The organism is Actinomadura sp. WMMA1423 (assembly GCF_006547145.1).
In the GTDB taxonomy this organism is placed as follows: Bacteria; Actinomycetota; Actinomycetes; order Streptosporangiales; family Streptosporangiaceae; genus Spirillospora.
The window spans coordinates 6,654,493-6,679,642 of record NZ_CP041244.1 but is presented as its reverse complement, the minus strand read 5'-3'; the positions used below and the strand labels follow the sequence as shown (position 1 = coordinate 6,679,642).

Genomic DNA, 25,150 nt, shown 5'->3' with positions numbered 1-25,150 from the left:
GGCTCGCCCGGTTGTTACGCTGCGCCCGTTCGGAGACGAGGAGGGGCGCGTGACCACGACCAAGGAACGCCGTCCGGCGATCGAGGGCTGGTTCACCACGGAGGACGGCGACGTCCGCCTGCTGGGTACCCGCTGCGGCACCTGCGGAACGCCGTACTTCCCGCGCAACGAGCTGGCGTGCCGCAACCCCCGCTGCACCGGCCCGAAGGACGGCTCCGAGCTGGAGCCGTACGCGCTGTCGGGACGCGGGCGCATCTGGTCGTACGCCGACGCCCGCTACAAGCCGCCGCCCCCGTACGTCTCCCCCGACCCGTTCGTCCCGTACACCGTGGCGGCCGTCGAACTCGAGACCGAGCGGATGGTCGTCCTGGGCCAGGTCGCCCCCGGCCACACCGTCGACGACCTCGAGGTCGGCATGGAGGTCGAGCTGACCGAGGGCGTCCTCTACGAGGACGACGAGGCCGAGTACACCGTCTGGATGTGGAGGCCCGTGAAATGACGCGCGACATCGCCGTCCTGGGCGCGGGCATGCATCCGTGGGGCAAGTGGGGCCGCAACTTCGTCGAGTACGGGCTCGCGGCGGCGCGGACCGCGCTCGCCGACGCGGGCCTCGCGTGGACCGACGTCCAGTACGTGGCGGGCGCGGACACCATCCGCAACGGGTACCCGGGGTTCATCGCGGGTGCGACGTTCGCGCAGGCGCTCGGCTGGTCGGGCGCGCGGGTGTCCAGCTGCTACGCCGCCTGCGCTTCCGGGGCGCAGGCCATCAACACGGCGCGCGCGCAGATCCTCGCGGGTCTGTGCGACGTCGCGCTGGTCGTGGGCGCCGACGCCGCACCGAAGGGCTTCTTCAAGCCGGTCGGCGGCGACCGCCCCGACGACCCCGACTGGCTCCGGTTCCGCATCCTGGGCGCGACCAACCCCATCTACTTCGCCCTGTACGCGCGCCGCCGGATGGCCATGTACGGCGCGACGCTGGACGACTTCGCCGCCGTCAAGGTGAAGAACGCCCGCCACGGCCTGGCGAACCCGAACGCCCGGTACCGCAAGGAGGTGACCGTGGAGGACGTACGCGAGTCCGCCGTGGTCGCCGACCCGCTCCGGCTCCTGGACATCTGCGCCACCAGCGACGGGGGCGCGGCGCTCGTCCTGACGTCCATGGAGTTCGCGCGGCGGCACGGGATCGCCGACCCGGTGCGCATCCCGGCGCTGTCGACGGTGACGCCCACGTTCCCGAAGACCGTCCTGGACCTGCCCGACTTCGCGACCGACTCGGCGATGACCGTCCCCGAGCCCGAGCGCCCGTTCCGGTCCGCGATCGCGCACGCCGCCTACGAGGAGGCCGGGCTCGGCCCCGAGGACCTGTCGCTCGCCGAGGTCTACGACCTGTCCACCGCTTTGGAGCTCGACTGGTACGAGGACATCGGCCTGTGCGAGCGGGGCGGAGCCGAGGAGCTGCTCCGGTCCGGCGCCACGACGCTCGGCGGGCGGATCCCGGTCAACCCGAGCGGCGGGCTCGCCTCCTTCGGCGAGGCGATCCCGGCCCAGGCGATCGCGCAGGTCTGCGAGCTGACCTGGCAGCTGCGCGGTCAGGCCGAGGGGCGCCAGGTCGAGGACGCGCGAGCCGGCATCGCCGTGAACCAGGGCCTCTTCGGCCACGGCTCCGCCATCGTCGCCGTCCGCTGAGGGGGGCCGGTCAAGCGACGGTGAAACCGTCGCACGTCAGGTAGTAGGCGTCACCGTTCGGGTGGACGTGCAGCCAGATGACCGTCCAGTCGCCCTTCATGAGCGGGTAGGTGCCGTTTCCGGCGCCCTCCCACTGGAACTCCGAGGGGTAGTGGATGTTCAGCCATGCGCTGTCCCCGGGGTACAGGTGCGGCTTGCTCTGCACCACCCCCGTGACGCCGTTCCCCTGCTGCTCCGCCGGAGGACGGACCTGGACGGCCACGTAGTACTTGGCGGGGTTCGAATACTTGAAGCGCAGCCCGAAGTCGACGGTCTTCTTGGTGTACGGCTCGCGCGGTACCGACGTCTGGGTGTCGCGGGTGAGGTCGAAGTCCTCCGGACGGGCGGCGGGCTGGCACGCCGAGTTCGCCGAGCTCCACCGGAGGTCCGCGATGTCACCGGGCTGCTTGACGAGGATCCGGTCCGGCGGGACGCCGTCGGCCCCGGTGGTCCCGCTCCCAGAGCCGGCGGCCGAGCCCGTGGTGGCGGTGGTCGCGGGGCCGCTCTGCGGACTCCGCCCGGCCTGCGGTTCGCCGCCCTTCTCGCCGCCGCCACCGTCGAGGACGAACCGCGCCAGGAGGGCACCCACCAGGACGACGGCGGCCACCCCGGCGCCCGCCGCGACGACGGCCGCGCGCGACCGTCCGCGCGCGACGCCCGGGACCGTCCTCGTGCGGTCGGCCGGGACGAGGCCCGACGCGACGGCGTCGGGCACGCTGGCGGGCATCGGCCGCGGGACGCCGACGATGCGCCGGTAGGCGGGGTCGGCGGCGAGGGGCCCCGGCACGGGCACCTCCCGCAGCAGGGCGTCCAGCGTGATCCTGGCCTCGGGCTCCTTCGCGGCGCACCGCCGGACCAGCTCCGCGACGCGCGGGTCGGCGCCCTCCACGTCGATCTCGCCGCTGAGCGTGCGATGGATGATCGCCTCCATCCGGCCGCCGCCGAAGGGGGGACGCCCCGTGGCGGCGTAGGCGATCGTGCCGGCGAGCGAGAACACGTCCGACGCGGGCAGGGGCTGCTGCTCGCGGACGACCTCGGGCGCGACATAACCGGGTGTGCCGTTCCACGCGCCGGTCTGGGTGATCTGCGTCTGGCCCTCGCCGCGCGCGATGCCGAAGTCGATCAGGCGCGGCCCGTCCGGGGCGAGGATCACGTTGCCCGGCTTGAGGTCGCGGTGCTGGACGCCGTACCGGTGGATCTCCAGGAGCCCCTGCGCCAGCTCGGCGAGCAGCCGCAGGCAGGTCTCGGGCGGCAGCGGGCCGTGGCCGGCGACCGCCTGCCGGAGCGTCGGCCCGGGGACGTACTCCGTGGCCAGCCAGTACGGCGGGGCGTCCAGCCCGGCGCCGACCATCGCCGCGGCGAACCGGCCGCGCACCCGCTCGACGGTCGCGACCTCGCGGCGGAAGCGGGCGAGCGCCGTCGGGCCCTCGAAGTCCTCCCGGATCACCTTGAGCGCGATGTGCCGGCCGCCGCCGGTCAGTCCCAGGTAGACCTGCCCCATCCCGCCGGCGCCGAGCCGACCCAGCAGCGGATACCCGCCGATCTCCGCAGGATCCCCCGGCCGGAGCGCTTCCACGGTCGTGTTTATGGCTTCTTCTCCTCCTTCGGGCCTGGCGGCCCTCCATCGTCGAAAAAGCGGGCGATCGCCGGCATCGCTCCGGCTCGCCTTGGAGGCTCGCTGCGCGATCAGTTTCTCGCAAGCTCGAACTGCCTTTGGACGCGATCGCCGTCCCCTGCGGCGGACGACTCTACGCGGGTCGGCGGAGTTCGGCGGGCACCTGGACTACCGGTCCGCCTTGCGGGCGACCTGGAGGGCCCAGGCTATGAGCGGGGCCTGGAGGGGGAGGCGTCCGTAGGCGGCCGCGCGGAAGGGCAGCGGGCGGTGGCGCCAGTCGCGGGCCATCTTCACGTTCGCCGGGAACACCGCCGCCATCAGGCCCGCCGTCGCGAGCGCGCCCGCCCTGCGGGTGCGGGGGTGGGCGACGGCCGCGGCGCAGGCCAGCTCGGCGGCGCCGCTGAGGTAGGTCCAGGTCCGCGCGCCGCCGGGGAGCCGCTCGGGGATGAGCGCGTCGAACGGCTTCGGAGCGACCATGTGCAGGGCGCCCATCCCGGCCATGAGCGTGGCCAGCCGGCGGTGCGCGCGTGACGAGTCGGTCATCCCCGGAGTGTCTCAGTTCAGACAGGACGTCCAATAGTGATCGGGCGGACTCCCTGGTCAGATGCGTCGATTGTGATTCAAATCACCCCCTCTGCCTCGTGTGACGCCCGACGTGGGGGCACGTGTCTGATGTCACCGCTTCCGGGTGGATTCGCACGGTTCAACTGGAGCTAGATTTGTACTGACCGGTCAGTCCAAACGTCAGTGCACATCCAGTCTCCGCGGAGGGCCGCGATGACGTCCGAGCACCAGACTCCAGGGGCGGCCGCTGTGGCCGGGGGGACCGCGGCGGCCGTCCCTGGACCCCGCCCGATCGGCTCAGGGGCTGGCGGGGGCCGCCCCGGAGCCGGTCCCGCGCCCGCACGCGGATCTTCCGTGCGGGCGCGGGGCCTCGGCGTCAAGGGTGCGCGCGGCTGGGTCTTCCGCGACGTGGAGCTGGACGTCCCGTCCGGCGCCCTGGTCGCCGTCGGCGGCATCGCCGGCACCGGCCGCACCGCGCTCCTGCTCACCTGCGCCGGGCGCATGCGTCCGGCGGAGGGCACGGTCGCAGTGGGCGGGCTCACGGGACTCCGGCAGATCCAGCGGGTCGCGGCCCTCGGGATCGTCCCGGGGGTGACCGAACTCGACCCGGCGCTGACGGTCCGCGAGCACGTCGACGAGGCTCTGGCGCTGCGTGAGGGCGTCTTCGGCCGGTTCCGCGGGCGCGAGGCCCGCAGGCGCCGCACCCTCGAACGGGTCGGCCTGGACGTCGACCCCGGAACGCTCGCCGAGGAACTCGCCCCCGAAGACGTCCAGCTCCTGGGCGCCGCCCTCGCGCTCGCCGGAGACCCCGGGCTGCTCCTGCTCGACGACGTCGACGAGGGGCTGCCCGCCGACCGGCAGCGCGACCTCTGGCAGCGCCTGGCCGGAATCGCCGCCACCGGCGTCACCGTGATCGCGTCCTGCCACGACGCCGCGCCCGCCGAGGGCCTCGCCACGCAGACCCTCGCGCTCTAACCCGTGTTTCAACAGTCCCGGCTCGCTACGTGACCGTGCCTGGGCGAACGCGGCATCGCTTCGCGATCCGCCCGGTGCCGCTCGCCTCCGGCTTCGCTCCACCGGGCAGGTCACGCGTTCGCGCGCGTGGCCGGGGGCGCTTCGCGACAGGCCCTCCCTTTTCCTTCCAGCCGACCCGTTCCCACCCGTCGGCCCTCTCGCACTAGCCGAGGAGAAACCCCCGATGAGACTTCCCGCGTTGACCTCGGGCGGCCTAGAGCTGCGCCGGTTCCAGCGCAACCGGCTGACCCGCGTCGCGATGGCGGGGCTCGTGCTGCTGCCGCTGCTGTACGCAGGGCTCTACCTCTGGTCGTTCTGGGATCCGTACGCGCGGCTCCAGCACGTGCCGGTCGCGCTGGTCGTCCAGGACGAGCCGGCCGTCCAGAAGAAGCCGGACGGGACGGAGGGCAAGACCGTCCACGCCGGGGCGGACCTGGCGGACGAGTTGAAGAAGCGCAAGGTCTTCGACTGGCGCACCGTCTCGGCGGCGGACGCCGAGAAGGGCGTCCGGTCGGGGAAGTACTACATGTCGCTGACGATCCCCGCCGACTTCAGCGCGCGGATCGCCTCGCCGTCCGGTGACGGGACGCCCACCCCTGCGGGCTTGCGGCTCCAGATGAACGACGCGAACAACTACGTGGTCGGGACCCTCGCCCAGGCGGCGTTCAAGGAGATCAGCGCCGCCGCCGGAAGCGAGGCCGTGCACGGCTACTTCGACCAGATCTTCCTGTCGTTCGGCAAGCTGCACGGCGAGCTCGGCAAGGCCGCCCAGGGCGCGGACAAGCTCGCGGAGGGCTCCGGCCAGGCGCAGGACGGGGCGGGCAAGCTCGCCGAAGGCGCGGGCAAGGCCGAGGCGGGTGCGGGCAAGCTGAAGGGCGGGATCGACGAGGCGCGCTCCGGCAGCGGCGAGCTGACCTCCGGCCTGGAGGAGCTCCGCACCGGAACGGGCCAGGTCGCCGCCGGGATGCAGCGGCTCACCACGACCGTCGACCGCGCGAGCGACACCCTCGTCCCGCTGCTGAGGGACAACGCCCCCGAGATCCGCCAGGCCGCGCTCGCCGTCGCGCGCGGGGCCGACGCCCTCGCCGACGGTGCCGGACGGCTGCCCGCCCAGACGGGTGCCGCCGTCCAGCGCGCGGAGAAGGCGCAGGCCGAACTGGACGCCTACCTGGCCGCGCACCCGGAGATCCCTCCGAACGTCAGGCGGGACCTCACCCAGGCGGCCGCGCAGGTCGTCACCGTCGCGAAGCAGGTCGACGGCTACATCAGCGACCACACCGGCGACCTGCGCAAGGTCGCCGCCGACGCCCGGACGGTCGAGCGCGCGGCCCGCAAGATCGCCAAGGACGCGCCCACCCTCGCCGCCAAGGTCGAGAAGGCCCGCCGCGACGTGGACCGCCTGAACGCCGGGACGCAGCAGGTGAACGCGGGCACGGGACGCCTGCTCTCCGGGTCGTCCCAGCTCACGGCCGGACTGGGGGTCCTCTCGGACGGTGCGGGCGAGCTGCGGGGCGGCCTCGGGCAGCTGTCCGGCGGCGCGGTGACGCTGGAGACGGCCCTCGCGCAGATCTCCGACGGCAACGAGCGGCTCGCGAACGGCCTGAACGAGGGCGTCGCCCAGATCCCGGACTACGACGCCAAGGAGCGCGCCGCACGCGACGACATGATGAGCAACCCGGTGCGCCTCGCCAGCGCCACCGAGAACGAGGTGCCGAACTACGGGACCGGGTTCGCCCCGTTCTTCGTGCCCCTCTCCCTCTGGGTCGGCGGCATGATCATCTACATGCTGCTGCGCCCGCTGAACCCCCGCGCCCTGGCGGGCACCGCGCCCGGACGGCGCGTCGCCCTCGCGGGCTGGCTGCCCGCCGCGGCGATCGGCGCGGCGCAGGCCTGCGTCGTCCTCGCCGTCCTGCGCTTCGCGCTCGGCCTGCGCGCCGAGCACTGGCCGGGTCTCGTCGCGTTCCTGGCGCTCGCCTCGGCCGCGTTCCTCGCGGTGATCCAATGGGTGAACGCCCGCTTCGGCCCCATCGGCCGCATCATCGCGCTGGCGCTGCTGATGCTCCAGCTCACCTCGGCGGCCGGAACGTACCCGATCGAGACGAGCCCGGCGTTCTTCCAGGCCATCCGCCCGTACCTGCCGATGCCGTGGGTCGTGGACGCCGTCCGGCACCTGATCAGCGGCGGCGACCTGACCTCGGTGTGGCAGGGTTGTGCGGTGCTGGCCGCCTTCCTGGCCGGCGGGCTCGCGCTCACCGCCCTGGCCGTCCGGCACAACCGGGTCTGGACGATGAAGCGCCTGCACCCGGCGCTGAAGCTCTGATCGGAGGCAGGGGACGTGGCCCGCATCGCGACCCGGGAGAAGCTGTTCACCGCGGCGATCGAGCTCATCGCCGAGAGCGGGCTCGCCGCGACGACCGTCGACCAGATCGCCGAGCGCGCCGGCGTGGCCAAGGGCACCGTGTACTACAACTTCGGCAGCAAGGCCGCCCTGTTCTCGGCGCTGCTGGAGTACGGCGTCGACCGCCTCGCCACCGCGCTGCGCGACGCGGCGTCCGGCCGCCCCCCGCTGGAGGCGCTGGAGGCCGTCGTCGCCGCCGAGCTGGCCTTCATCGGCGAGCACGAGTCGTTCGCCCGGCTCCTCATCGCCGAGACGTGGCGGGCCGGCGGCGACTGGCAGCACGCCGCCCGCCTGATCCGCGAACGCGCGATCGGCGTCGTGGCGGGCGTCCTGCGCGACGCGGTGAAGGCCGGGGACCTGCGCCCCGACCTGGACACCGGCACGGCCGCCTCCGCCGTCTTCGGCATGGTCCTGACCGTCGCCCTGGACTGGCGCGCCCTGCAACCCGGCCGCCCCCTGACCGACGTCCAGGCCACCCTGACCGCCCTCCTCCGAGGCCGCCTCACCACCTAATGGGAAGTGCCGGGGTTGCCGTTCAGGCAGACTCGGTGCCTGGTAGCCGCTGGTGAGTGAGCACTTCCGCCACCTGGACTTCGAGTCCTGGGGTCAGAGCGTGCCCTCACCGGTGGTCAGGGGCTGTTGATCGCTGATGGGATGTCGTGCCCCCCGAACGTTGGGGTGAGCACTGGTCCATTAGGTCGCCGACGCGCTCCTGCGGGCTGCTGTGTCCCGTTGTCGATGTTGGAGGTCTGGGTGCTGTTGGTCGGGGATGACTGGGCTGAGGACCACCACGACATCGAGGTCCAGGACGAGACGGGCCGGGTGTTGAAGCGGGCTCGGCTGGCCGAGGGGATGGCCGGGATCGCCCGGTTCCACGACCTCCTCGGTCGGTTCGTCGCTGACGACGCTGAGGCGTCGGAGGTGCTGGTGTGTATCGAGGTCGATCGGGGGCCGTGGGTGCGGGCGCTGGTCGCGGCCGGGTACCGGGTGTTCGGCGTCGACCCCAAGCAGGCGGCCCGGCACCGGGAGATCCTCGGCAGCTCGGGGGCCAAGAGCGACAAGGGTGACGCCCACGCCCTGGCCGACATGATCCGCACCCGCCGCCACCAGTTGCGCGAGGTCGCCGGGGACTCCGGGATCGCCGAGGCGGTCAAGGTCGTCACCAGGGCGCATCAGACACTGATCTGGGAACGGACCCGCCACATGCTCCGCCTTCGGGTGGCGTTGCGGGAGTACTTCCCCGCCGCCCTGGCCGCCTACAAGTCCCTGGACCTCACCAGCGACGCGGTGCTGAGGCTGCTGGTCAAGGCGCCCACGCCCGAGGCCGCGGCGAAGCTGACGATCTCTCAGATCACGGCCTGTCTGAAGGGCCGCCGCGGCATCCCGGACAAAGCCGCAGCGATCCAGGACGTCCTGCGCGCTGAGCACCTCGGGCAAGCGCCGTTGGTCACGACCGCCTACGCGGCCACGGTGAAGTCACTGGTCGCGATCATCACCGTCCTCAACAGCGAGATCAAGACCCTCCAAGGCGAGGTCGAGGCCCATTTTGGCCGACACCCGGACGCTGAGATCATCCTCTCCCAGCCGGGACTGGGTGTGATCCTCGGCGCCCGGGTGCTCGCCGAGTTCGGAGACGCCCCCGGCCGCTACGCCTCGGCGAAGGCACGCAAGAACTACGCCGGCACCTCCCCGATCACCCGCCAGTCCGGCAAGACCAAGACCGTCCAGGCCCGGTTCGTCCACAACGACCGGCTCATCGACGCCCTCCACAATCAAGCCTCGTGCGCGATCCTCCACGACCCGCACGTCCGCGCCTACTACGACCAGCTCAAAGCCCGCGACATCAGCCACAACGCCGCCCTCCGCCAGGTCGGCAACCGCCTCGTCGGCATCCTCCACGGCTGCCTCAAAACCGGCAGCATCTACGACCAAGCAACCGCCTGGTCACACCACGACCACGACCTCGCCGCTTGACATCCAACCTCCAGGGATGTCTGACCCTCACTGGACGAACTGCTGGCCGCCGTCGATGTCGTAGGTGGCGCCGGTGAGCGCCGTGTTGGCCATGATGTGGACGGCCAGCGCGGCGACGTCGGCCGGACCCACGACCCGGCCGATCGGGAGCGTCGCCCGCAGCTCGTTCCTGCGCTCCTCGATCCCGTCCCCGAGCAGCGACGCCGACAGCGGGGTGTCGACGAAGCCCGCGGCGATCAGGTTGACCCGGACGGGCGCGAGTTCGAGCGCGAGCGTCGCCGTGAACGGGGGCAGCGCGGCGGTGGCGGCGGAGATGAGCCCGAGCCCGCGGCGGATGCGACGGCCGCCGGTGCCGCCCATGAGCAGGAGCGTGCCCCCGGGACGCATCCTCGGGGCCGCGGCGCGCGCGACGTTGAGCGCGACCACCATGTGATCGCCGACCTCCGCGCGCACCTCCTCGGCGTCCATCTCCAGCAGGGGCTTGTAGCGCGGCCCGCCGGCCGTGATCAGCACGTGGTCGACGGGTGAGGGCGACTCCCGGAAGAACTCCTCCACCGCGGCAGGGTCATTGGCGTCGAAGGCGGCCGTACTGCGCGCGCCGACGGCCGCCGCCGCACGCTCCAGCCGCTCTGGACTGCGCCCGGTCAGGACGGTCCCGGCTCCCTCGGCTCGGGCGAGCCGGGCGGTCTCCAGCCCGATCCCCGCGCTGCCGCCGACCAGGACGACGATCTGCCCGTCCAGCTGCGTCCCCATGTTCCCTCCGACGGATGGCGGCTCCGGCGAGTCGACGGCGGAGGCGCACGCCCCGCCATCACCCACGTCACCATCACCCGCACAGATCAGCCCAAAACCCACACCTATGAGCCTTTATGCGGCTTTTGTGTTGATTGCCCTCCTCGCGCACCGACGATGTGAACAGGCATGAGCGGGCCGAACCCAGGGATCGCCTGGCCCCTTTCGTGTCCGGGTCCCACCCGGGATTCACAGGCGCGTGCCCGCCTTCGATCCGGCCGGGTCAGGCGTCGGACGTCTTCGTGAGCTTGGCGAAGTCCGGGGCGTAGACGGCCATCCAGTGCGGATGCAGCCGGTAGTAGACGATGTCGTTGTCCCAGTCGAAGGCGTCCTCGCCGTAGAAGCCCTTGAAGTAGGCGAGCAGGTCGGGCCAGTCGGCGGCCGGATCTCCGTCCGAGGGGTTGAGGATCTCCACCGTGCCGTGCGTGAACACGCCCAGGTCCTCGCCTCGCATGTGCGCCACGCTGGCGGCCGGACGGGCGGCCAGGTGCCGGGCCTTGGCCGCTTCGCGCGCCGTGCCGAAGAGCCACTTCCCGCGCAGGAAGTGCCCGTCCACACCGCTGATCCGCGGCTCGCCCTTGGCCGTCACCGTGGACAGGGCCAGCGTGCACATGCCCGTAAGGACTCGGCAGAGCCGCTCCGCGGTCAGCGTCCGCTCGGCGTTGATGATCGAACGGAGATGCGCTGTCGATCGGGAAAGGGAACGGTCCAGGAGGGCCTGGAGCTCTATGAGGTCTTCTCGGGTTTCACGCATGGCAGGTCCTTGTCGATAGGCCCGGTCCACGTCCTCCCGCGCCGACCGGTGCCCCCATGCTTCCCCGAAAACCTGACAGCCCACGTCATGTTTCGCGCGACCCCCGGTACGGGAGGATCACACACTCGGTGGGGGCCGGGTTGTGTGGAGGGCTTCCATTTCCCGCGATCGGCGGAGCGTTTATGTTCCGGACGTCGGCATGTGACCGCCGTCACTCCCACCCCCCTGGAGGTCGCGCCCATGAGAAGACCCCTGCTCCCCCGGTCGGCCCTCGCCTTGCTCGCCCTGCTCGGCGCGCTGGTCGTGGCGTTCCCGAGCCCCGCTCGCGCCGCCACCCTCACGCAGGTCACCGGGTTCGGCTCCAACCCCGGCAACCTGTCCATGTACGCCTACCGGCCGGACGGCCTGCCGTCCGGGGCGCCGCTCGTGGTGGCGATGCACGGCTGCACCCAGAGTGCCGGCGACTACTTCGGCCATTCCGGGTGGTCCAAGTACGCCGACCTGTGGAAGTTCGCGCTCGTCCTGCCCGAGCAGAAGAGCGCCAACAACTTCAACTCCTGCTTCAACTGGTTCCAGACCGGTGACACCGCGCGGGGGCAGGGCGAAGCGCTGTCGATCAAGCAGATGGTCGACTACGCCGTCGCCCAGTACGGCAGCGCCCCGAGCCGGGTCTACGTGACCGGCCTCTCCGCCGGGGGCGCGATGACCTCCGTCATGCTCGCCGCCTACCCGGACGTCTTCGCCGGGGGCGCGGTGATGAGCGGGATCGCCTACGGCTGCGGCACCGACCTGACGAGCGGCACCCTGTGCCTCACCTCCCAGAAGGGGTACAGCCCGCAGCAGTGGGGGGACAAGGTCCGCGGCGCCCATCCCGGCTACTCAGGCCCCTACCCCCGCGTGTCGATCTGGCAGGGCACGAGCGACACGACGGTCTACCCCTTCAACGCCGACCAGCTCCGTGACCAGTGGACCAACGTGTGGGGCATCTCGCAGACCGCGAGCCGGACGTCGAGCCTGCCGGGCGGCACCACTCTGAAGGAGTACGACGACACCACCGGCAAGCCGGCCGTCCGGACCTACACGATCAGCGGCATGGCGCACGGCCTGCCCGTGGACCCGGGTTCCGCGACCGACCAGTGCGGCACGACCGGGCAGTACTACCTGGACACGATCTGCTCCTCCTACCGCATCGCCCAGACCTGGGGCCTGGACGGCGGCGGCGAGGAGCCTCCCGGCGGTCTTCCCGCGCCGACCGGGGTCACCGTCACCGGCACCGGCGACACGACCGTCTCCCTCTCGTGGAACGCGGTCAATGGCGCCTCCGGCTACAACGTCTACCGGGACGGCGCCAAGGTGACGGCGTCACCTGTGACCGGCACGAACCACACCGACACCGGCCTGACCGCCGGAAAGGGGTACGCCTACGCGGTGGCCGCCGTGGACTCCGCCGGCGCCGAGGGCGGACGGTCGGCCACCGTCTCCGCGACCACGACCGGAGGCTCGTCCGGCCAGTGCGTGAGGGCGAGCAACTACGCGCACACCGTCGCCGGCCGGGCCTACGTCCAGTACGGCTTGACCTACGCCCGCGGATCGGGCCAGTCCATGGGCCTCTGGAACGTCGCCACCATCCACTCCCTCCGCGAGACCGCCCCCGACTACTGGGTCCTCGCCGACGGAGAGTGCTGACCGACCGCCCTCACCGGACGGGTCCGAGCCCGGTGGCCCGGACCCGTCCACGACGGTCTCGGCCGCCGCGTCTACTCCACGGACGTCGCGTTGCGGGTCACGATGGAGAAGGCGTTCATCGCGACTTCGAACTCCCGCATGCTCTGGTCGTCCGGAGCAAAGGTAAGAGTGGCATAATCCCACTGGGCATCCTTACGGTGCACTTTCGTGGGCGTCCACACCTCCAGCGGCTCCACGGATTTGACCACCTCGTTCGCCACTATCTGCAGGGGAGCGGCGTTGAGCGTCCTGACCTTCGCCGCCGCGGCGTAGAATGCGGCGTACTCTGGAAGATCTCCATAAACGAGCGCTGACCTGCCAGGCCGCTGACGGGACGCTTCCTTGAGGGCTCTTAGAAGGTCCTCGTATATCCTTGTGGTTTCATCCGGAAAACCCGGTCTCTCGCGCGGATCACCGTAGTCGCGACCCCTGTGAGGGATGACAGTCTTCACCCTTTTCTTCTGGATCAGGCCCACGACCTTGGCATGGTATTTGATGGCCGCACCCGAGAACTCCCGAGACGTCTCGTCGATCCGCTTCCTCTCCTCGCTGGAGAGCTGACTGCGATTCTGCCGGTCGCTCTGGGCGAGCGTGACATAGGTGGTGACGGCGAGCGACCCGACCGAGACCACGGCGGACATGATCGCTATGACCATGGCCTCGCTGAGCCCGCGCCGCGGCCCTTGACCGCGCGACTCGCCGGCGCCGTCCGACTGATCTTCATTCGGCGGATTCGCATCGGAGGAAACGCCCATGAGCGGTCTTTACCACTTCGGCCCCGCCATCACACGGGCAGGCTCTGCTTTCCCGTGGTTACCCTGGCCGGACATTTTCGGATCGTCCACGTCCGGGGACGGCCGCTCAGCGATGTCGGCGCTTGGGCGTGAGGTTCCCGGTGACGGAACCCGAGGGGCGTCAGGGGAGTTTGCGGATTTCTTCTATCACCGCCGGCATCGTCTCGTTGTTGTGGCGGATCCAGTCGAGGAGGAGGGCGATCTGGTCGTCGGTGTAGGTGCCGAGGCGGTCGCGGAAGGCGCGGCCTATCGGTTCGAAGTAGCGGGCGAACTGGGCGACGTTCTCCTCGACGAGTTCGACGATCACGCGGCGGCGGTCGTCGGGGTCGCGGGTGCGGCGGACGTAGCCGGCGCGCTCCAGGCGGTCGATCACGGCGGTGATGGCGCCGCCGGTGGTGATGCCCATGAGGTGCGCGAGCTGGCCGGGGGTCTGGGGGCCGTCCAGCGTCAGCGCGTTGACGCACTGCGCGTCGGTGACGTTCATGCCCGCCTTGCTCGCGGTGGCGTGGTGGAGCAGCACCGTGAACATCGTGCTGCGCTGCATCGCCATCTGCAGCTCGCCCGCCATCCGGTCGCGTTCCGGGGTCGACACGCCGTGACCTCTCCCTCTTTTTCTCTCTAATAGAGCGACTCTCTGGGGGAGATTCTACCGACCCCGGCCCGGGCGGGGCCAGGTCGAGCCAGGACACACGGGGTCGGACGGGCGTCGGCGTGTGGCGCAGCCGACACCCGTCAATGATCCCACCACTTCCGAGCGGCCCCTACCATGGGTTTTGTTAGGACCACTAACAGGGGTCCGCTCCTGGCCCCGGATCCCACGAAGGTTCGGGGCCGACCTCTACCTGGCCTCCTCCGCCACCTGCTTCGCCCAGCGGTAGTCCGCCTTGCCGGCCGGGGAGCGCTTCATCTCCGCGACGAACGCGTAGACGCGCGGCACCTTGTAGCCCGACAGCTCGCGGCGGCAGTGCTCGTCCAGCTCCGCGTCGGACGGACGGTCACCGGCGGGCTGGATCACCGCCGCGACGCGGTTCCCCCAGCGCTCGTCCGGAATGCCCGTCACGACCGCGTCGTAGACGCCGGGGTGACCCTTCAGGACGGCCTCGACCTCCTCCGGGAACACCTTCTCGCCGCCGGTGTTGATGGCCTGCGAGCCGCGGCCGTAGACGGCGATCGAGCCGTCCTCCTCCACGGTCGCGATGTCGCCGGTGAGCAGCCAGCGCTTGCCGTCCACCACGGGGAACGTCCTGGCGGTCTTCTCCGGGTCGTTGTAGTAGCCCTGCGCGATGTAACCGGTGCGGGCGACCTGGCCGATCACGCCGGAGCCCGGCTTGACGGGCTGGAACGCGTCGTCCAGGACGGTGACGTTCTCCACGTCGGGCGCGAACCGCAGGCCCTTCTCCGGGGTGGACCCGGCGACCGCCTCGGCCGTCGAGCCCGACTCGGTCGAGCCGAAGCGGTCCAGGATCATCGTGTTCGGCAGCAGCTTCTGGATACGGTCGCGGACCGTCCCGGTGAAGATCGCACCGGTCGAGACGTAGGCCAGCAGGGACGAGGTGTCGTAGTCCCCGCGCGCCAGCTCCTCGGCCATCGGGATCGCCATCGCGTCCCCGGTGATGGTCACCGAGTTGACCTTCTCGCGCTCGATCGTCCGCCACACGTCGGCGGCGTCGAACTTGCGCGTGTAGACGAGCGTCGCGCCCATGAACCAGGCGATCCAGGTGGCCATCTGGGCGGCGCCGTGCATGAGGGGCGCGATCGGCATCATGGTCATCGGACCGCCGCCCCTGGCGTTGCCGACCACGTCCTCCGGCCTGGTCGGGCGCGGGTACGTCGGGTTCCAGAACGCGAGCAGCATCTGCTCGGTCGTCCACATGACGCCCTTCGGCATCCCGGTCGTGCCGCCGGTGTAGATGATGTAGATGTCGTCCTTGGAGCGCGCCGGGAAGCCGCGCGTTCCGGGGGCGTCCTTCAGCGCCTCGTCGTAGGCGACCGCGCCCGGGATGGACGGCGTGCCCCCCACCGCGACGAGGTGCCGCAGCTCGGGCGCCTCCGGGACGGTCGCCGCGACGCGGTCCTCGAACTCCACGTCGTACAGCAGCGCGACGCTGTCGGAGTCCCGGTACACGTAGAGCAGCTCGCTCTCCACGTACCGGTAGTTGACGTTGATGGGCACGGCCCGGATCTTCAGCGCGGCCAGCAGCGCGGCGGCGTACTCGACGCCGTTGTAGAGCTGGACGGCGACGTGCTGGCCGGGGCGCACCCCCGCGTCCGCCAGATGGTGCGCGAGGCGGTTCGCGTGCTCGTCCAGCTCGGCGTAGGTGAGCCTCCGGTCGCCGCACACCAGGGCGAGCCGGTCCCCGATCGCGTCCGCGACACCCTCGAACAGGTCAGCGTGGTTGAACTCCATCGGACGGGCCTCCGGGAATCAGGGTTTGTCGCTGCCGACGATCCACATGGCGAAGAACTGGGCTCCGCCGCCGTAGGCGTGGCCGAGCGCGCGGCGCGCGCCGTCCACCTGGTGCTCCCCCGCCTGGCCGCGCACCTGGAGCGCCGCCTCGGCGAACCGGATCATCCCGGACGCCCCGATCGGGTTGGACGACAGCACGCCGCCGGACGGGTTCCACGGGATGTCGCCGTCCAGCGCCGTCGCGCCCGCCTCGGTGAGCTTCCAGCCCTCGCTCTCGCCGCAGAATCCGAGGTTCTCCAGCCACATCGGCTCGTACCAGGAGAACGGGACGTACACCTCGGCGCAGTCGAGTTCGCGGCGCGGGTCGGAGATCCCGGCCTGCCGGTACACGTCGGCCGCCGCGTCCTTGCCGCCCTGCGGGCTCACGGTGTCGCGCCCCGCGAACTGCATCGGCTCCGAGCGCATCGACGTGCCGTGCACCCACGCGGGCGGGGCGGGGGCCTTCTTCGCCGCGTCCTCCGAGGCCAGGACCATGGCGCACGCGCCGTCCGACGACGGGCACGTCTCCAGGTAGCGGATCGGCTCCCAGAGCATGGGCGTCGACTCGACCATCTCGCGGGAGATCCCGGGGATCTTCAGGTGCGCCCACGGGTTCTTCAGGGCGTTCTCCCGGTCCTTGACCGCGACGAGCGTCCCGATGTGGTCGGGGGCGCCCGACCGGCGCATGTACGCGCGGATGTGCGGCGCGAAGTAGCCGCCCGCGCCCACGACCAGGGACGTCGTGAACGGCGAGTTCACCGTCAGCGCCCACGTCGCGTTCGACTCCGACTGCTTCTCCCACGCGATCGTGAGGACGCGGTCGTGGACGCCGCCCTGGATCAGGCTCGAAGCGACGATGGCCGTGGAGCCGCCGACCGACCCCGCGGTGTGCACCCGCATGATCGGCTTGCCGGCGGCGCCGAGCGCCTCGGCGAGGAACGTCTCCGGCATCATCACGCCCTCGAACAGGTCGGGGGCCTTGCCGACGACGACCGCGTCGATGTCCTTCCAGGTGAGCTGCGCGTCGTCCAGCGCCCGCCTGGCCGCCTCCCGCAGCAGCCCGGCCATCGACACGTCGAGCCGCTTGGTCTTGTACGCCGTCTGCCCGACGCCGATGATCGCGCAACGGTTAGCCATGGTTCTCTCCCGACAGGACGCAGACGAGGTTCTGCTGGAGGCAGGGACCGGACGAGGCGTGCCCCAGCACGCGGGACGCCGACCCGTCGTGGATGCGGGCCGCGGCCTCGCCGATCCGGATGAGGCCGGCGGCCATCATCGGGTTCGCCGACAGCGGCCCGCCGGACGGGTTGACCGCCACGTCCTCGCCCAGGCCGAGCGCCTCCCGCAGCATCAGCTCCTCGTGCGTGTACTGCGCGTGCAACTCGGCGACCTCGATGCCGGTCGCGCCGGCCTTCTCGCCCGCCAGGCGCGCCGACTCCGAGCGGCTCAGGTCGCGGACGCCCGGCGCGTGCGGCTCGGTGCGGTGGTCGATCCCGGTGATCCACGCGGGACGCTCGCACAGCTCGCGGGCCCGGTCGCCCGCCGCGAGGACGATCGCGGCGGCGCCGTCGGTGATGGGCGCGACGTCGTAAGGGTGCAGCGGGGCGACGTCATAGTCATCGCCTTCCGGCTCGGGGAGGTGCAGCGCGAACGGGTTGCCGCGCCCGGCCTCGCGGGACCGCGCGGCGACGGCGCGCAGGTCGTCCTCCTTCGCGCCCGACCGCTCCATGTAGGCGCGGGCCTGGAGCGCGGCCAGGGACACCCCGTCGATGCCGAGCGGCGCCAGGTGGTACGGGTCGAGCTGCTGGGTGAGGACGGCCCGCAGGTTGCCCTGCGACGACTTCCCGAACCCGTACACGAGCGCGGTGTCGATCTCGCCGTGCTGGAGCTTCACCCACGCCTCGTACAAGGCCCAGGCGGCGTCCATCTCGACGTGGCTCTCGGAGATCGGCGGCCACGCGCCCAGGGCGTCCAGCGCCGACACGAACGCGAAGGGGGCGCCCGCGAGGTAGTCGCAGGACCCGGAGCAGGTGAAGCCGAACTGCTTGCGGCCCGTCCGCTCCTTGATCTCGGTGATGACGGGGGCGAGGATCTCGATCTCGGCCATCCCCCGGTCCTCACCGCTGTGCTCGGTCTGCGCGAACGCGACCACGGCTACGGGACGAGGCATCACATGAAGTCCTTGATCTCTTCGAAGGGGACGTCGGGCTCGTCGATGGGCTCGAACCACTTGATGTTGCTCATCGACCGCACCCACTCCTCGCGGGGCCGCCACGCCGCCTTCACCCGCATGCCCATCCGCACCTGGTCGGCGGGGATGCCCGCCACGAGCGTCAGCATCGTCAGGCCCGCGCCGTCCAGCAGGACGTAGGCGGACACGAACGGCACCTCGGGCGCGCGCGGGTCGGGGATGTTGTTGACCGCGAAGGTGGTGACGGTGCCGGTGTCGGGCAGCTCCACCTCCTCGGTCGTGGGGACGCCGTCGCGCGGGCACAGCCCCTTCATCGGGACGATGACCTGCTCGCACACCGGGCAGCGGTGGCCGAGGATCCGGCCCTCCGAGACGCCCTCCAGGAAGCGCTGCAGGGCCTGCCCGCCCTTGAGGCGGTACTCCAGCCGGGTCGGCGCGTTGATCATCGTGACCTCGGGCTGGAAGCACTCGATGTCGCCGATGCCGCCCGTGCGCTCGGCCCGCCATCGGGGACGGACCCGCATGCCCGTCCTGAGGAACTTCGGCGGCTTCGCCCCCTCCTCGAAGATGCCGAGGTCGAGGGCGTGCAGGAGCGCGGTGTCGGCGCCGTCCGGCCGGACCAGCACCCAGGCGAACGGGCGGTCGAGCGGGTGCTCCTTCGCCGGGTGCGCCACCCACGACCAGGTCGTGACCGTCCCGACCGGGCCGACCTCGACGAACTCCTCGGTCACGTCCTCACCGGTCTCGGGGTCGTACTCCGACGGCGGGACGAGGACCTTGCCGGCCGCCGTCCGCACGCCGACCAGCCGGCCGTCGCGCAGCTCGCTGAAGAACCGGCCGATCACCGGGCCGACCGAGCGGGTGTAGCCGCCCGGGAACTCCAGGACGTGGTTCGGCTCGGGCAGCCCTGCGTCAGCGGTCTCTGCCGGCGCGGTGTCAGATGGCACTGTCGCGGTCCTTCCAGTACGGGTCCCGGAGCTTGCGCTTGAGGAGCTTGCCGTTGGGTTCGCGCGGCATCGCCTCGGTGAAGTCGATGGACCTCGGCCACTTCATCTTGGCCAGCCGCCCCTCCAGCGACGCGAGGATCTCCTGCGCGAGCTCCGGGCCGGGCTCGACGCCCTCGGCGGGCTCCACGACGGCCTTGATCTGCTCGCCCCACTCGTCGTCGGGGATGCCGAACACGGCCACGTCCCCGACCTTGGGGTGCAGGATGATCTCGTTCTCGATCTCGGCGGGGTAGATGTTCGCGCCGCCCGAGATGATCATGTCGGCCTTGCGGTCGGACAGGAACAGGAACCCGTCCTCGGTCAGGTACCCGATGTCGCCGACGGTGAAGTAGTCCTTCAGACGGTTCTTCTCCGTCTTCTCCTTGTCGCCCTTGTACTCGAACTCGACGCCGGCCATCTTCATGTAGATCGTGCCGTGCGTCCCGGTCGGGACGGGCTCGCCGTCGTCGTCGACGATCAGCAGCTCGCTGATCGGCCACGCGTTGCCGACCGTGCCGGGGTGGGCGCGCCAGTCGGCCGGGCTGGCGATCGTCCCGCCGCCCTCCGTCGCCGCGTAGTACTCCCAGATGCAGTCGCCCCACCATTCGAGCATCTGCTGCTTGAGGGGCACCGGGCACGGCGCCGCCGCGTGGATCGCCCACTTCATGCTCGACACGTCGTACCGGGACCGGACGTCCTCCGGCAGCGACAGGAGCCGCTTGAAGTGCGTCGGCACCATGTGGGTGTTGCTGACGCGGTGCTCCTGGATCAGCCGCAGGGTCTCCTCGGCGTCCCACTTGTCCATGTAGACGAGCGTGTGGCCCATCTGGAGGGCGGTGCCCCCGAACTGGGTGACGGCCGTGTGGTAGTTCGGCGAGGTGATCAGGTGCGCCTGGTGCTCTCCCCCGGCGGGGCGGCCCGGCGGGATGCCGAACATGCCGAGCAGGAACGACATCAGCTCGGCGCTGTCGTCGGGGTCGATCCCGGCCAGCGCACGCCTGACGCCCTTCGGCCGGCCCGTCGTCCCGGAGGTGTAGTGCATCGTGGCGCCGTTGCTGCGGTCGTCCGGCAGCGTGTCGGGCTGCCCGTCGACCAGCTCCGCGACCGGCCGGAAGCCCTCGACCTCGCCGAACGCGAACCGCCGGTGGGCCTCGATCTCCTCGCCCGCCCGCGCGCCCTCGGCGGCGTACCGCTCGTGCACGAAGAACGCCTTGGCCTCGCTGTCGGCGACGATGTAGCCGATCTCCGGGCCGGTCAGATGCCAGTTGATCGGCGTGTAGTACCAGCCCGCCTGGAGCGCCGCCAGGTAGAGGACGACCCCGTCCGCGCCGTTCGGGACGAGGCCGCAGATGCCGTCGCCCTTCTCCAGGCCCAGCGCGCGCAGACCGTGGACGAGCCGGTTCGCGCGGGCCAGCAGGTCGCCCGCGGTGTGGGGCGTCCCGTCCGGATCGACGGCGGCGACCCACTCGGGATCGGCCTGCGCCAGCCGCCAAAAGCCCAATGACCCCATCGGATCTCCCTACGTGAGCACAGTGAGCACACAAGCACGATGAGACAGAAGCGCAGTGAGCACGGGCACGGCGCACGGACCACGAGCACGGTGCGCGAGGCACGGGGCACGAGAGCGCGAGCACAGGGCACGAGCACAAAGCACGGGCACGGCGCACCGACACCCGATACGGGTGCCCGCAGCCAAAGTAGATCACGTTCTCGTTTTGCAGTTCAACCCCTACCGGTAGGGCAACGGCTTAACTAGAATCTGTTCTCGTTTGACATCTGAGCTGGAGGAACCCATGACGGAACGGCTGCCGATCAGCACCGAGCACTGCATCGTCGAGCGCGACGGCCACGTCGTCATCGTCACGATGAACCGCCCGGAGGCGCGCAACGCGCTCAGCTCGTCCATGCTGGTGGGCCTCGCCGACGCCTGGGCCTACATCTCCGACACCCCCGAGGTCCGCGTCGCCATCCTCACCGGGGCCGAGGGGACGTTCTGCGCCGGCGCCGACCTGAAGGCGATGGGCCAGCAGCCGTCCGACCCCCGCGTCCAGGAGCGGATGGCGCAGATCCCCAACTTCCACTGGAAGGGCCTGCTGCGCGAGGGCCAGCCGACCAAGCCGCTGATCTGCGCCATCGAGGGTTACGCCGTCGCCGGCGGGACCGAACTGCTCGTCGGCACCGACCTGCGGGTGGTCGCCGAGGGCGCCACCCTCGGCCTGTACGAGGCGAAGCGCGGCCTGTTCCCCATGGGCGGCTCCGCGATCCGCCTCCCCCGCCAGATCGGCTACGCCCACGCGATGGACATCCTGCTGACCGCCCGCTCGGTCACCCCGCAGGAGGCCCTCGCCATGGGCCTGATCAACAAGATCGTCCCGGACGGGCAGGCGCTCGCCGCCGCCCGCGAGCTGGCCGACCAGATCGCCGAGTGCGGCCCCCTCGCCGTCCAGGGCATCCTGCGCACCTACCGCGAGACCCAGCACCTCTCCGAGGAGGACGCCCTCAAGATCTCCGACGAGATCGGCTGGCCGGTGATCGGCTCCGAGGACGCCAAGGAGGGCTCGCGCGCCTTCAAGGAGAAGCGCCCGGCCGTGTATCACGGCAAGTGAACCTGCACAGCGGTAAGTGACCTTGCGGCCCCGCCCCCTGGAGCCGATGTTCCGATAAGGGACTGTCCGTAAAGGGGGGCCGGGTTTGCGGGACTCCTTCTGTGGCACCGCCTGGGGCGACGGCGAGCACGGAAGGACGAGGCCATGGCCTTGCATCTAGGACGCAAGCAGCACGAGACGCCGGAAGAGACGGCCGAGCGCCCGCCCCGGCGGACCCTGTGGCGGCGGACGGACGGCACGGGCGTCCAGCGCAAGCCGCCGCGATGGCGCCGCGCCCGGCCGAACCCGGTCAGCGCGATGATCATGGCGGCGGGCTGGGCGGCGGTCGCGATCCTCGCGCTCGGCATGCTGCTGACGTGGGGCGACGCGAACCCCGGGAACACTTTGGTGGACGCCACGCTCGACGCGGGCCGCTGGCTCGCCACGCCGTTCCACGACGTCTTCACGCGCAGCGACCCCGACGAGCAGCTCTACATCAACTGGACTCTCGCCGGAGCCGTCTACTACCTGCTGGCTCGCGCCCTGTCCTGGATGACCCGGTTCTGAGGGCCCGGCCCCGCGCCCTGAAAGCGCGCGGCCCCGGCCGGCGCCGGGAGGAACGGCGCCGGCCGGGGCTTTCGGGCGTTCACGACTCGGGCGGTCAGCCCTCGGTGATGGCGTTGAGGCGCTCGATCGCCTCCACGTACTCCTCGATCAGGTCGTAGACGACCTGGGCGGCGGGCTTCACCTGGTTCATCGAGCCGACGATCTGGCCGACCGGGAAGGTGACCAGCTCGCCGTCGCCGGAGCGCTGGATGCGGGGCAAGGCGTCCGCGATCAGCATGAACTGCATGGGCATCGGCAGGTAGCCCGGCGAGTTCTCGCTCTCCCACGCCTCGGTCCACGCGGTCTTGAGGAAGCGCGCGGGCTTGCCCGTCCAGGCCCGGGACCGGACGGTGTCGCGGGACGTGGCGTTCAGCAGCTTCGGCAGGGCGCGCTCGGGGGTGTCGGCCTCGTCCACCGTCAGCCAGATCGAGCCCGTCCAGACGCCGTCCGCGCCGAGCGCCATGCCGGCGGCCATCTGCCGGCCCCGGCCGATGCCGCCCGCCGCGAGCACGACCGTGTCCTCACCGACGGCGTCCACGACCTCGGGGATGAGGACCATCGTGGCGACGTCGCCGGTGTGCCCGCCCGCCTCGGTGCCCTGCGCGACGATGATGTCCACGCCGACGTCGACCTGCTTGCGGGCGTGCCGGGCGTTGGAGGCCAGCCCGGCGACCTTCACACCGTGCTCGTGGGCCTGCTCGACGACGTCCGCCGGGGGCGGGCCTAGCGCGTTGGCCAGCAGCGCGATCGGGTGCTTGAGCGCCACCTCGACCTGCGGCCGCGCCGTCACGTCCGTCCAGCCGAGCAGCGCCTTGCCGGCCTGCTCGCTGGGCGGATCGACGCCGTGCTCGGCCAGGAGGTTCTCGAGGAACTCCTTGTGCTGCGCCGGGATCATGCCCTGGAGCTTGCCGAGCAACTCCTCGGCGTCGCCCACGTCGGCGCCCTCGTACTTGGCGGGCATCACGACGTCCACGCCGTAGGGCTTGCCCCCGACGTGCTCGTCGATCCACTTCAGCTCAAGTTCGAGCTCCTCGGGGGTGAAATGCAAGGCGCCGAGGACGCCCATGCCGCCGGCGCGGCTCACCGCCGCGACCACGTCGCGGCAGTGACTGAACGCGAAGATCGGGTACTCGATGCCGAATAGTTCGGTGACTCGTGTCCGCACAGTCCCGACCCTAGGTGCGCACCCGCAAAACTGCAACAGGTTCTAGTTAGGAATCTCATCACGGGCGCCCGTCAGCCCTGCTTCTAGAACACGTATCAACCCCAACCTGGGAGGCGCTGGACCCGCCACGTTCCGCCGCAGGCAGCGGCCCGGCGCACCAGGAGACGTGCGAGCCATACGAGGCGGCCCAGCAGAGGCGTCACGACCCGCCCCGCCCTCGACGGCCAGCGAGCCACAGGCCAACGGAAAACCGACACACGGCCAAGCGAAAGCGCCCGGCCGGTGCCCGGCCAGACCAGCAGCAGAGCCCCGACGCGGCCCGAGACCCCGCGCAACGCGAGCCGCAGAAGAGACAACCCGAGCCACTGACGAAACAACGCCGGCCCGCGAGGAGACAACACGACCCCAAGACGAGACGAGGGGAGAGCGAGACGAGACAGCACGGCCCCGACACGAGACAGCGCGAGACCGACACGCGACAACGCGACCCGGAAAGTACCCGCTGAGCCTTGGTGAACGCCGCGGGCGGTGGAGGAAGGGCTCGGGGTGGGACGGCCCTGGAAAGGCGCGACGGTGGGCGGGTAGGGGTCAGCGGCGTTTGGCGGGGCCGGCGGCCTTGCGTTGCTGGCGTTGGCTGCGGGGGGCCGGGCGGCGGGGCTGGGACGGGGCGGCGGCGGGTGCGGTGGGCGCGGCGGACTCGGCGGGTGCCTGGGGCGGCTTGGGTGAGCCGGGCGGGCCGGGCGGGGTCATGTCGCCGAACTTGCCGTCGGGGCGGCGCGGGGCCGCCAGGGGCGGGGCCTCTCGGCGGGCCATGCCGAGGTAGCCGCCGACGAACAGCATGATCAGGCCGAGGAGGACGCCGGCGGCCGGGACGTAGCTGCGCACCATGTCGATCTTCAGGGCCTCGCCGTCGGCCATGTCGACCAGGGCCTTCTGGTCCTTGTCGACGGTGATGAGGTCGGCCTGAGCGACGATCATCGAGCCCTTGCCGTCCGGCGTGCGGACGCTGCTGCGGATGTTCTGGCGGTGCTTGACCGGGATGCCCGTGCGGGGGTCGACCCAGACGGTGTTGTAGGCCTCGGCGTACCGGTCGACCTTCTGGTCGCCCGCGTCGTCGGGCAGGCCGAGCATCTTCGGGGGCAGCTTGGCGTCCAGCGCGGCCGTCTTGGTCAGCGGGATCGTCTGGGTGAACCGGTACGTGGTCAGGCCGTGGACTTCCTCGACGGCGTTGAACTGCATGGGAGCCGTCTGCCTGGTGGTCATGTCGTAGAAGGGGTAGTCCCGCTTCTTCACGTTCGCGACAGGGAAGAGCAGCCCGTACCCGGACATCCGCACGCTGTTGTCGCCGTCGACGTTGGTGCCGCAGCAGTTGGTCAGCACGCCCGTCCGGCGGTCGAAGGCGATCCGGAAGCCCTGCATCTGGACGGGCTTGTCCGGCTTCGCCTGGTTGTAGATGTTGGTCGTGGAGTCCCAGACGGCGATGTCGTCGTTGCCCTCGTTGGCCCGGACGTCACCGCGCACGGTGTTCCTGGCCAGCAGGGTGACGCCGGACTTGAACTCCCGCTCGGCCTCGTCGAAGTACGTGGAGTTCTTCGACTCGAGGCTCGTCACCTGGTAGCGGTTCAGCGGCGCGACGACCACCTGGTCGGCCACGTAGAAACGGACGAGCGGGGCGAGCGTGAGGAAGAACGCGCCAAGGCCGATCAGGACCAGGCCGACCGGTCGCCGCATGAACACCTCCGGGGCTGCCGTCGTTCTCACGGCGGGCGGGGGGCCTCGCCGTGCCGTGGGCCCCGCGCCTCCAGCATGTCCGGGT

Annotated in this window: 22 protein-coding genes; 9 read left to right on the top strand and 13 right to left on the bottom strand. The window is 71.2% G+C overall.

What is annotated here, in order from left to right:
* Nucleotides 1-49 precede the first annotated feature (49 nt).
* Together FKD65_RS30975 and FKD65_RS30970 are read left to right on the top strand one after the other, a co-directional pair.
* Nucleotides 50-499 (top strand): Zn-ribbon domain-containing OB-fold protein, encoded by a 450-nt coding sequence (locus FKD65_RS30975; RefSeq protein WP_205718293.1) that lies wholly within the window; start codon nt 50-52, stop codon nt 497-499.
* Nucleotides 496-1,686 (top strand): lipid-transfer protein, encoded by a 1,191-nt coding sequence (locus tag FKD65_RS30970; protein ID WP_141581463.1) that lies wholly within the window; start codon nt 496-498, stop codon nt 1,684-1,686. Before FKD65_RS30975 ends, FKD65_RS30970 begins: the two co-directional genes overlap by 4 nt.
* Nucleotides 1,687-1,696: 10 nt before the next feature.
* On the opposite strand, the gene FKD65_RS30965 is transcribed toward FKD65_RS30970, so the two are convergent.
* Nucleotides 1,697-3,301, bottom strand: a complete 1,605-nt coding sequence (locus FKD65_RS30965) for a serine/threonine-protein kinase (RefSeq protein WP_141581461.1) — start codon at nt 3,299-3,301, stop codon at nt 1,697-1,699.
* A gap of 207 nt (nt 3,302-3,508) precedes the next feature.
* Nucleotides 3,509-3,883, bottom strand: coding sequence for a hypothetical protein (locus tag FKD65_RS30960; RefSeq protein ID WP_141581459.1), 375 nt, complete (start codon nt 3,881-3,883; stop codon nt 3,509-3,511).
* Between the two features lie 375 nt (nt 3,884-4,258).
* On the opposite strand from FKD65_RS30960, the gene FKD65_RS30955 reads away from it, so the two are divergent.
* The 4 genes from FKD65_RS30955 to FKD65_RS30940 all read left to right on the top strand — a co-directional run bounded on the left by FKD65_RS30955 (nt 4,259) and on the right by FKD65_RS30940 (nt 9,290).
* Entirely contained in the window at nt 4,259-4,879 is a 621-nt protein-coding gene (locus FKD65_RS30955; RefSeq protein ID WP_240809682.1) for an ATP-binding cassette domain-containing protein, read from the top strand.
* Nucleotides 4,880-5,102: 223 nt separating this feature from the next.
* The gene (locus FKD65_RS30950; protein WP_141581457.1) at nt 5,103-7,238 is read left to right on the top strand and encodes a YhgE/Pip domain-containing protein; all 2,136 of its coding nucleotides are present in this window, start codon (nt 5,103-5,105) and stop codon (nt 7,236-7,238) included.
* Nucleotides 7,239-7,253: 15 nt separating this feature from the next.
* A complete protein-coding gene (locus FKD65_RS30945) occupies nt 7,254-7,829 on the top strand; it encodes a TetR/AcrR family transcriptional regulator (protein ID WP_141581455.1) in 576 nt (191 codons plus the stop codon).
* Between the two features lie 240 nt (nt 7,830-8,069).
* Complete coding sequence (locus FKD65_RS30940; protein WP_141581453.1) at nt 8,070-9,290, top strand: IS110 family transposase; 1,221 nt, start codon at nt 8,070-8,072, stop codon at nt 9,288-9,290.
* Between the two features lie 27 nt (nt 9,291-9,317).
* Here FKD65_RS30940 and FKD65_RS30935 read toward each other — a convergent pair whose 3' ends face one another.
* Both FKD65_RS30935 and FKD65_RS30930 read right to left on the bottom strand, forming a co-directional pair.
* Nucleotides 9,318-10,043, bottom strand: coding sequence for an SDR family oxidoreductase (locus FKD65_RS30935; RefSeq protein ID WP_141581450.1), 726 nt, complete (start codon nt 10,041-10,043; stop codon nt 9,318-9,320).
* Between the two features lie 262 nt (nt 10,044-10,305).
* Entirely contained in the window at nt 10,306-10,836 is a 531-nt protein-coding gene (locus FKD65_RS30930) for a pyridoxamine 5'-phosphate oxidase family protein (RefSeq protein ID WP_141581446.1), read from the bottom strand.
* Nucleotides 10,837-11,076: 240 nt separating this feature from the next.
* Between FKD65_RS30930 and FKD65_RS30925 the strand changes: the two genes are divergently transcribed.
* Complete coding sequence (locus FKD65_RS30925) at nt 11,077-12,522, top strand: PHB depolymerase family esterase (protein WP_141581442.1); 1,446 nt, start codon at nt 11,077-11,079, stop codon at nt 12,520-12,522.
* Between the two features lie 71 nt (nt 12,523-12,593).
* On the opposite strand, the gene FKD65_RS30920 is transcribed toward FKD65_RS30925, so the two are convergent.
* The 7 genes from FKD65_RS30920 to FKD65_RS30890 form a co-directional block, all read right to left on the bottom strand.
* Entirely contained in the window at nt 12,594-13,316 is a 723-nt protein-coding gene (locus FKD65_RS30920; protein ID WP_141581438.1) for a hypothetical protein, read from the bottom strand.
* A 160-nt stretch (nt 13,317-13,476) separates the two neighbouring features.
* The gene (locus FKD65_RS30915) at nt 13,477-13,947 is read right to left on the bottom strand and encodes a MarR family winged helix-turn-helix transcriptional regulator (RefSeq protein ID WP_141581434.1); all 471 of its coding nucleotides are present in this window, start codon (nt 13,945-13,947) and stop codon (nt 13,477-13,479) included.
* Nucleotides 13,948-14,193: 246 nt separating this feature from the next.
* Nucleotides 14,194-15,762 carry an acyl-CoA synthetase gene (locus FKD65_RS30910; protein WP_141581432.1) on the bottom strand — a complete coding sequence of 523 codons (1,569 nt, stop codon included), beginning with the start codon at nt 15,760-15,762 and terminating at the stop codon, nt 14,194-14,196.
* Nucleotides 15,763-15,780: 18 nt separating this feature from the next.
* Nucleotides 15,781-16,938 (bottom strand): thiolase domain-containing protein, encoded by a 1,158-nt coding sequence (locus FKD65_RS30905; protein WP_141581430.1) that lies wholly within the window; start codon nt 16,936-16,938, stop codon nt 15,781-15,783.
* The gene (locus FKD65_RS30900; RefSeq protein WP_141581428.1) at nt 16,931-17,971 is read right to left on the bottom strand and encodes a thiolase domain-containing protein; all 1,041 of its coding nucleotides are present in this window, start codon (nt 17,969-17,971) and stop codon (nt 16,931-16,933) included. Before FKD65_RS30900 ends, FKD65_RS30905 begins: the two co-directional genes overlap by 8 nt.
* The gene (locus tag FKD65_RS30895; protein WP_240809681.1) at nt 17,971-18,939 is read right to left on the bottom strand and encodes a Zn-ribbon domain-containing OB-fold protein; all 969 of its coding nucleotides are present in this window, start codon (nt 18,937-18,939) and stop codon (nt 17,971-17,973) included. Before FKD65_RS30895 ends, FKD65_RS30900 begins: the two co-directional genes overlap by 1 nt.
* Nucleotides 18,929-20,488, bottom strand: a complete 1,560-nt coding sequence (locus FKD65_RS30890) for an acyl-CoA synthetase (RefSeq protein WP_141581426.1) — start codon at nt 20,486-20,488, stop codon at nt 18,929-18,931. The genes FKD65_RS30895 and FKD65_RS30890 overlap by 11 nt, the downstream gene beginning before the upstream one ends.
* 283 nt (nt 20,489-20,771) lie before the next feature.
* Here FKD65_RS30890 and FKD65_RS30885 point away from each other — a divergent pair, with 283 nt between their 5' ends.
* Together FKD65_RS30885 and FKD65_RS30880 are read left to right on the top strand one after the other, a co-directional pair.
* The gene (locus tag FKD65_RS30885; RefSeq protein ID WP_205718292.1) at nt 20,772-21,584 is read left to right on the top strand and encodes a crotonase/enoyl-CoA hydratase family protein; all 813 of its coding nucleotides are present in this window, start codon (nt 20,772-20,774) and stop codon (nt 21,582-21,584) included.
* A gap of 144 nt (nt 21,585-21,728) precedes the next feature.
* Nucleotides 21,729-22,130 (top strand): hypothetical protein, encoded by a 402-nt coding sequence (locus FKD65_RS30880; protein ID WP_141581424.1) that lies wholly within the window; start codon nt 21,729-21,731, stop codon nt 22,128-22,130.
* A 94-nt stretch (nt 22,131-22,224) separates the two neighbouring features.
* Here FKD65_RS30880 and FKD65_RS30875 read toward each other — a convergent pair whose 3' ends face one another.
* Together FKD65_RS30875 and FKD65_RS30870 are read right to left on the bottom strand one after the other, a co-directional pair.
* On the bottom strand, nt 22,225-23,334 hold the full coding sequence (locus FKD65_RS30875) for a nitronate monooxygenase family protein (protein WP_141581422.1): 1,110 nt from the start codon (nt 23,332-23,334) through the stop codon (nt 22,225-22,227).
* 588 nt (nt 23,335-23,922) lie between these two features.
* On the bottom strand, nt 23,923-25,065 hold the full coding sequence (locus tag FKD65_RS30870) for a DUF3068 domain-containing protein (RefSeq protein ID WP_141581419.1): 1,143 nt from the start codon (nt 25,063-25,065) through the stop codon (nt 23,923-23,925).
* Nucleotides 25,066-25,150: the final 85 nt, after the last annotated feature.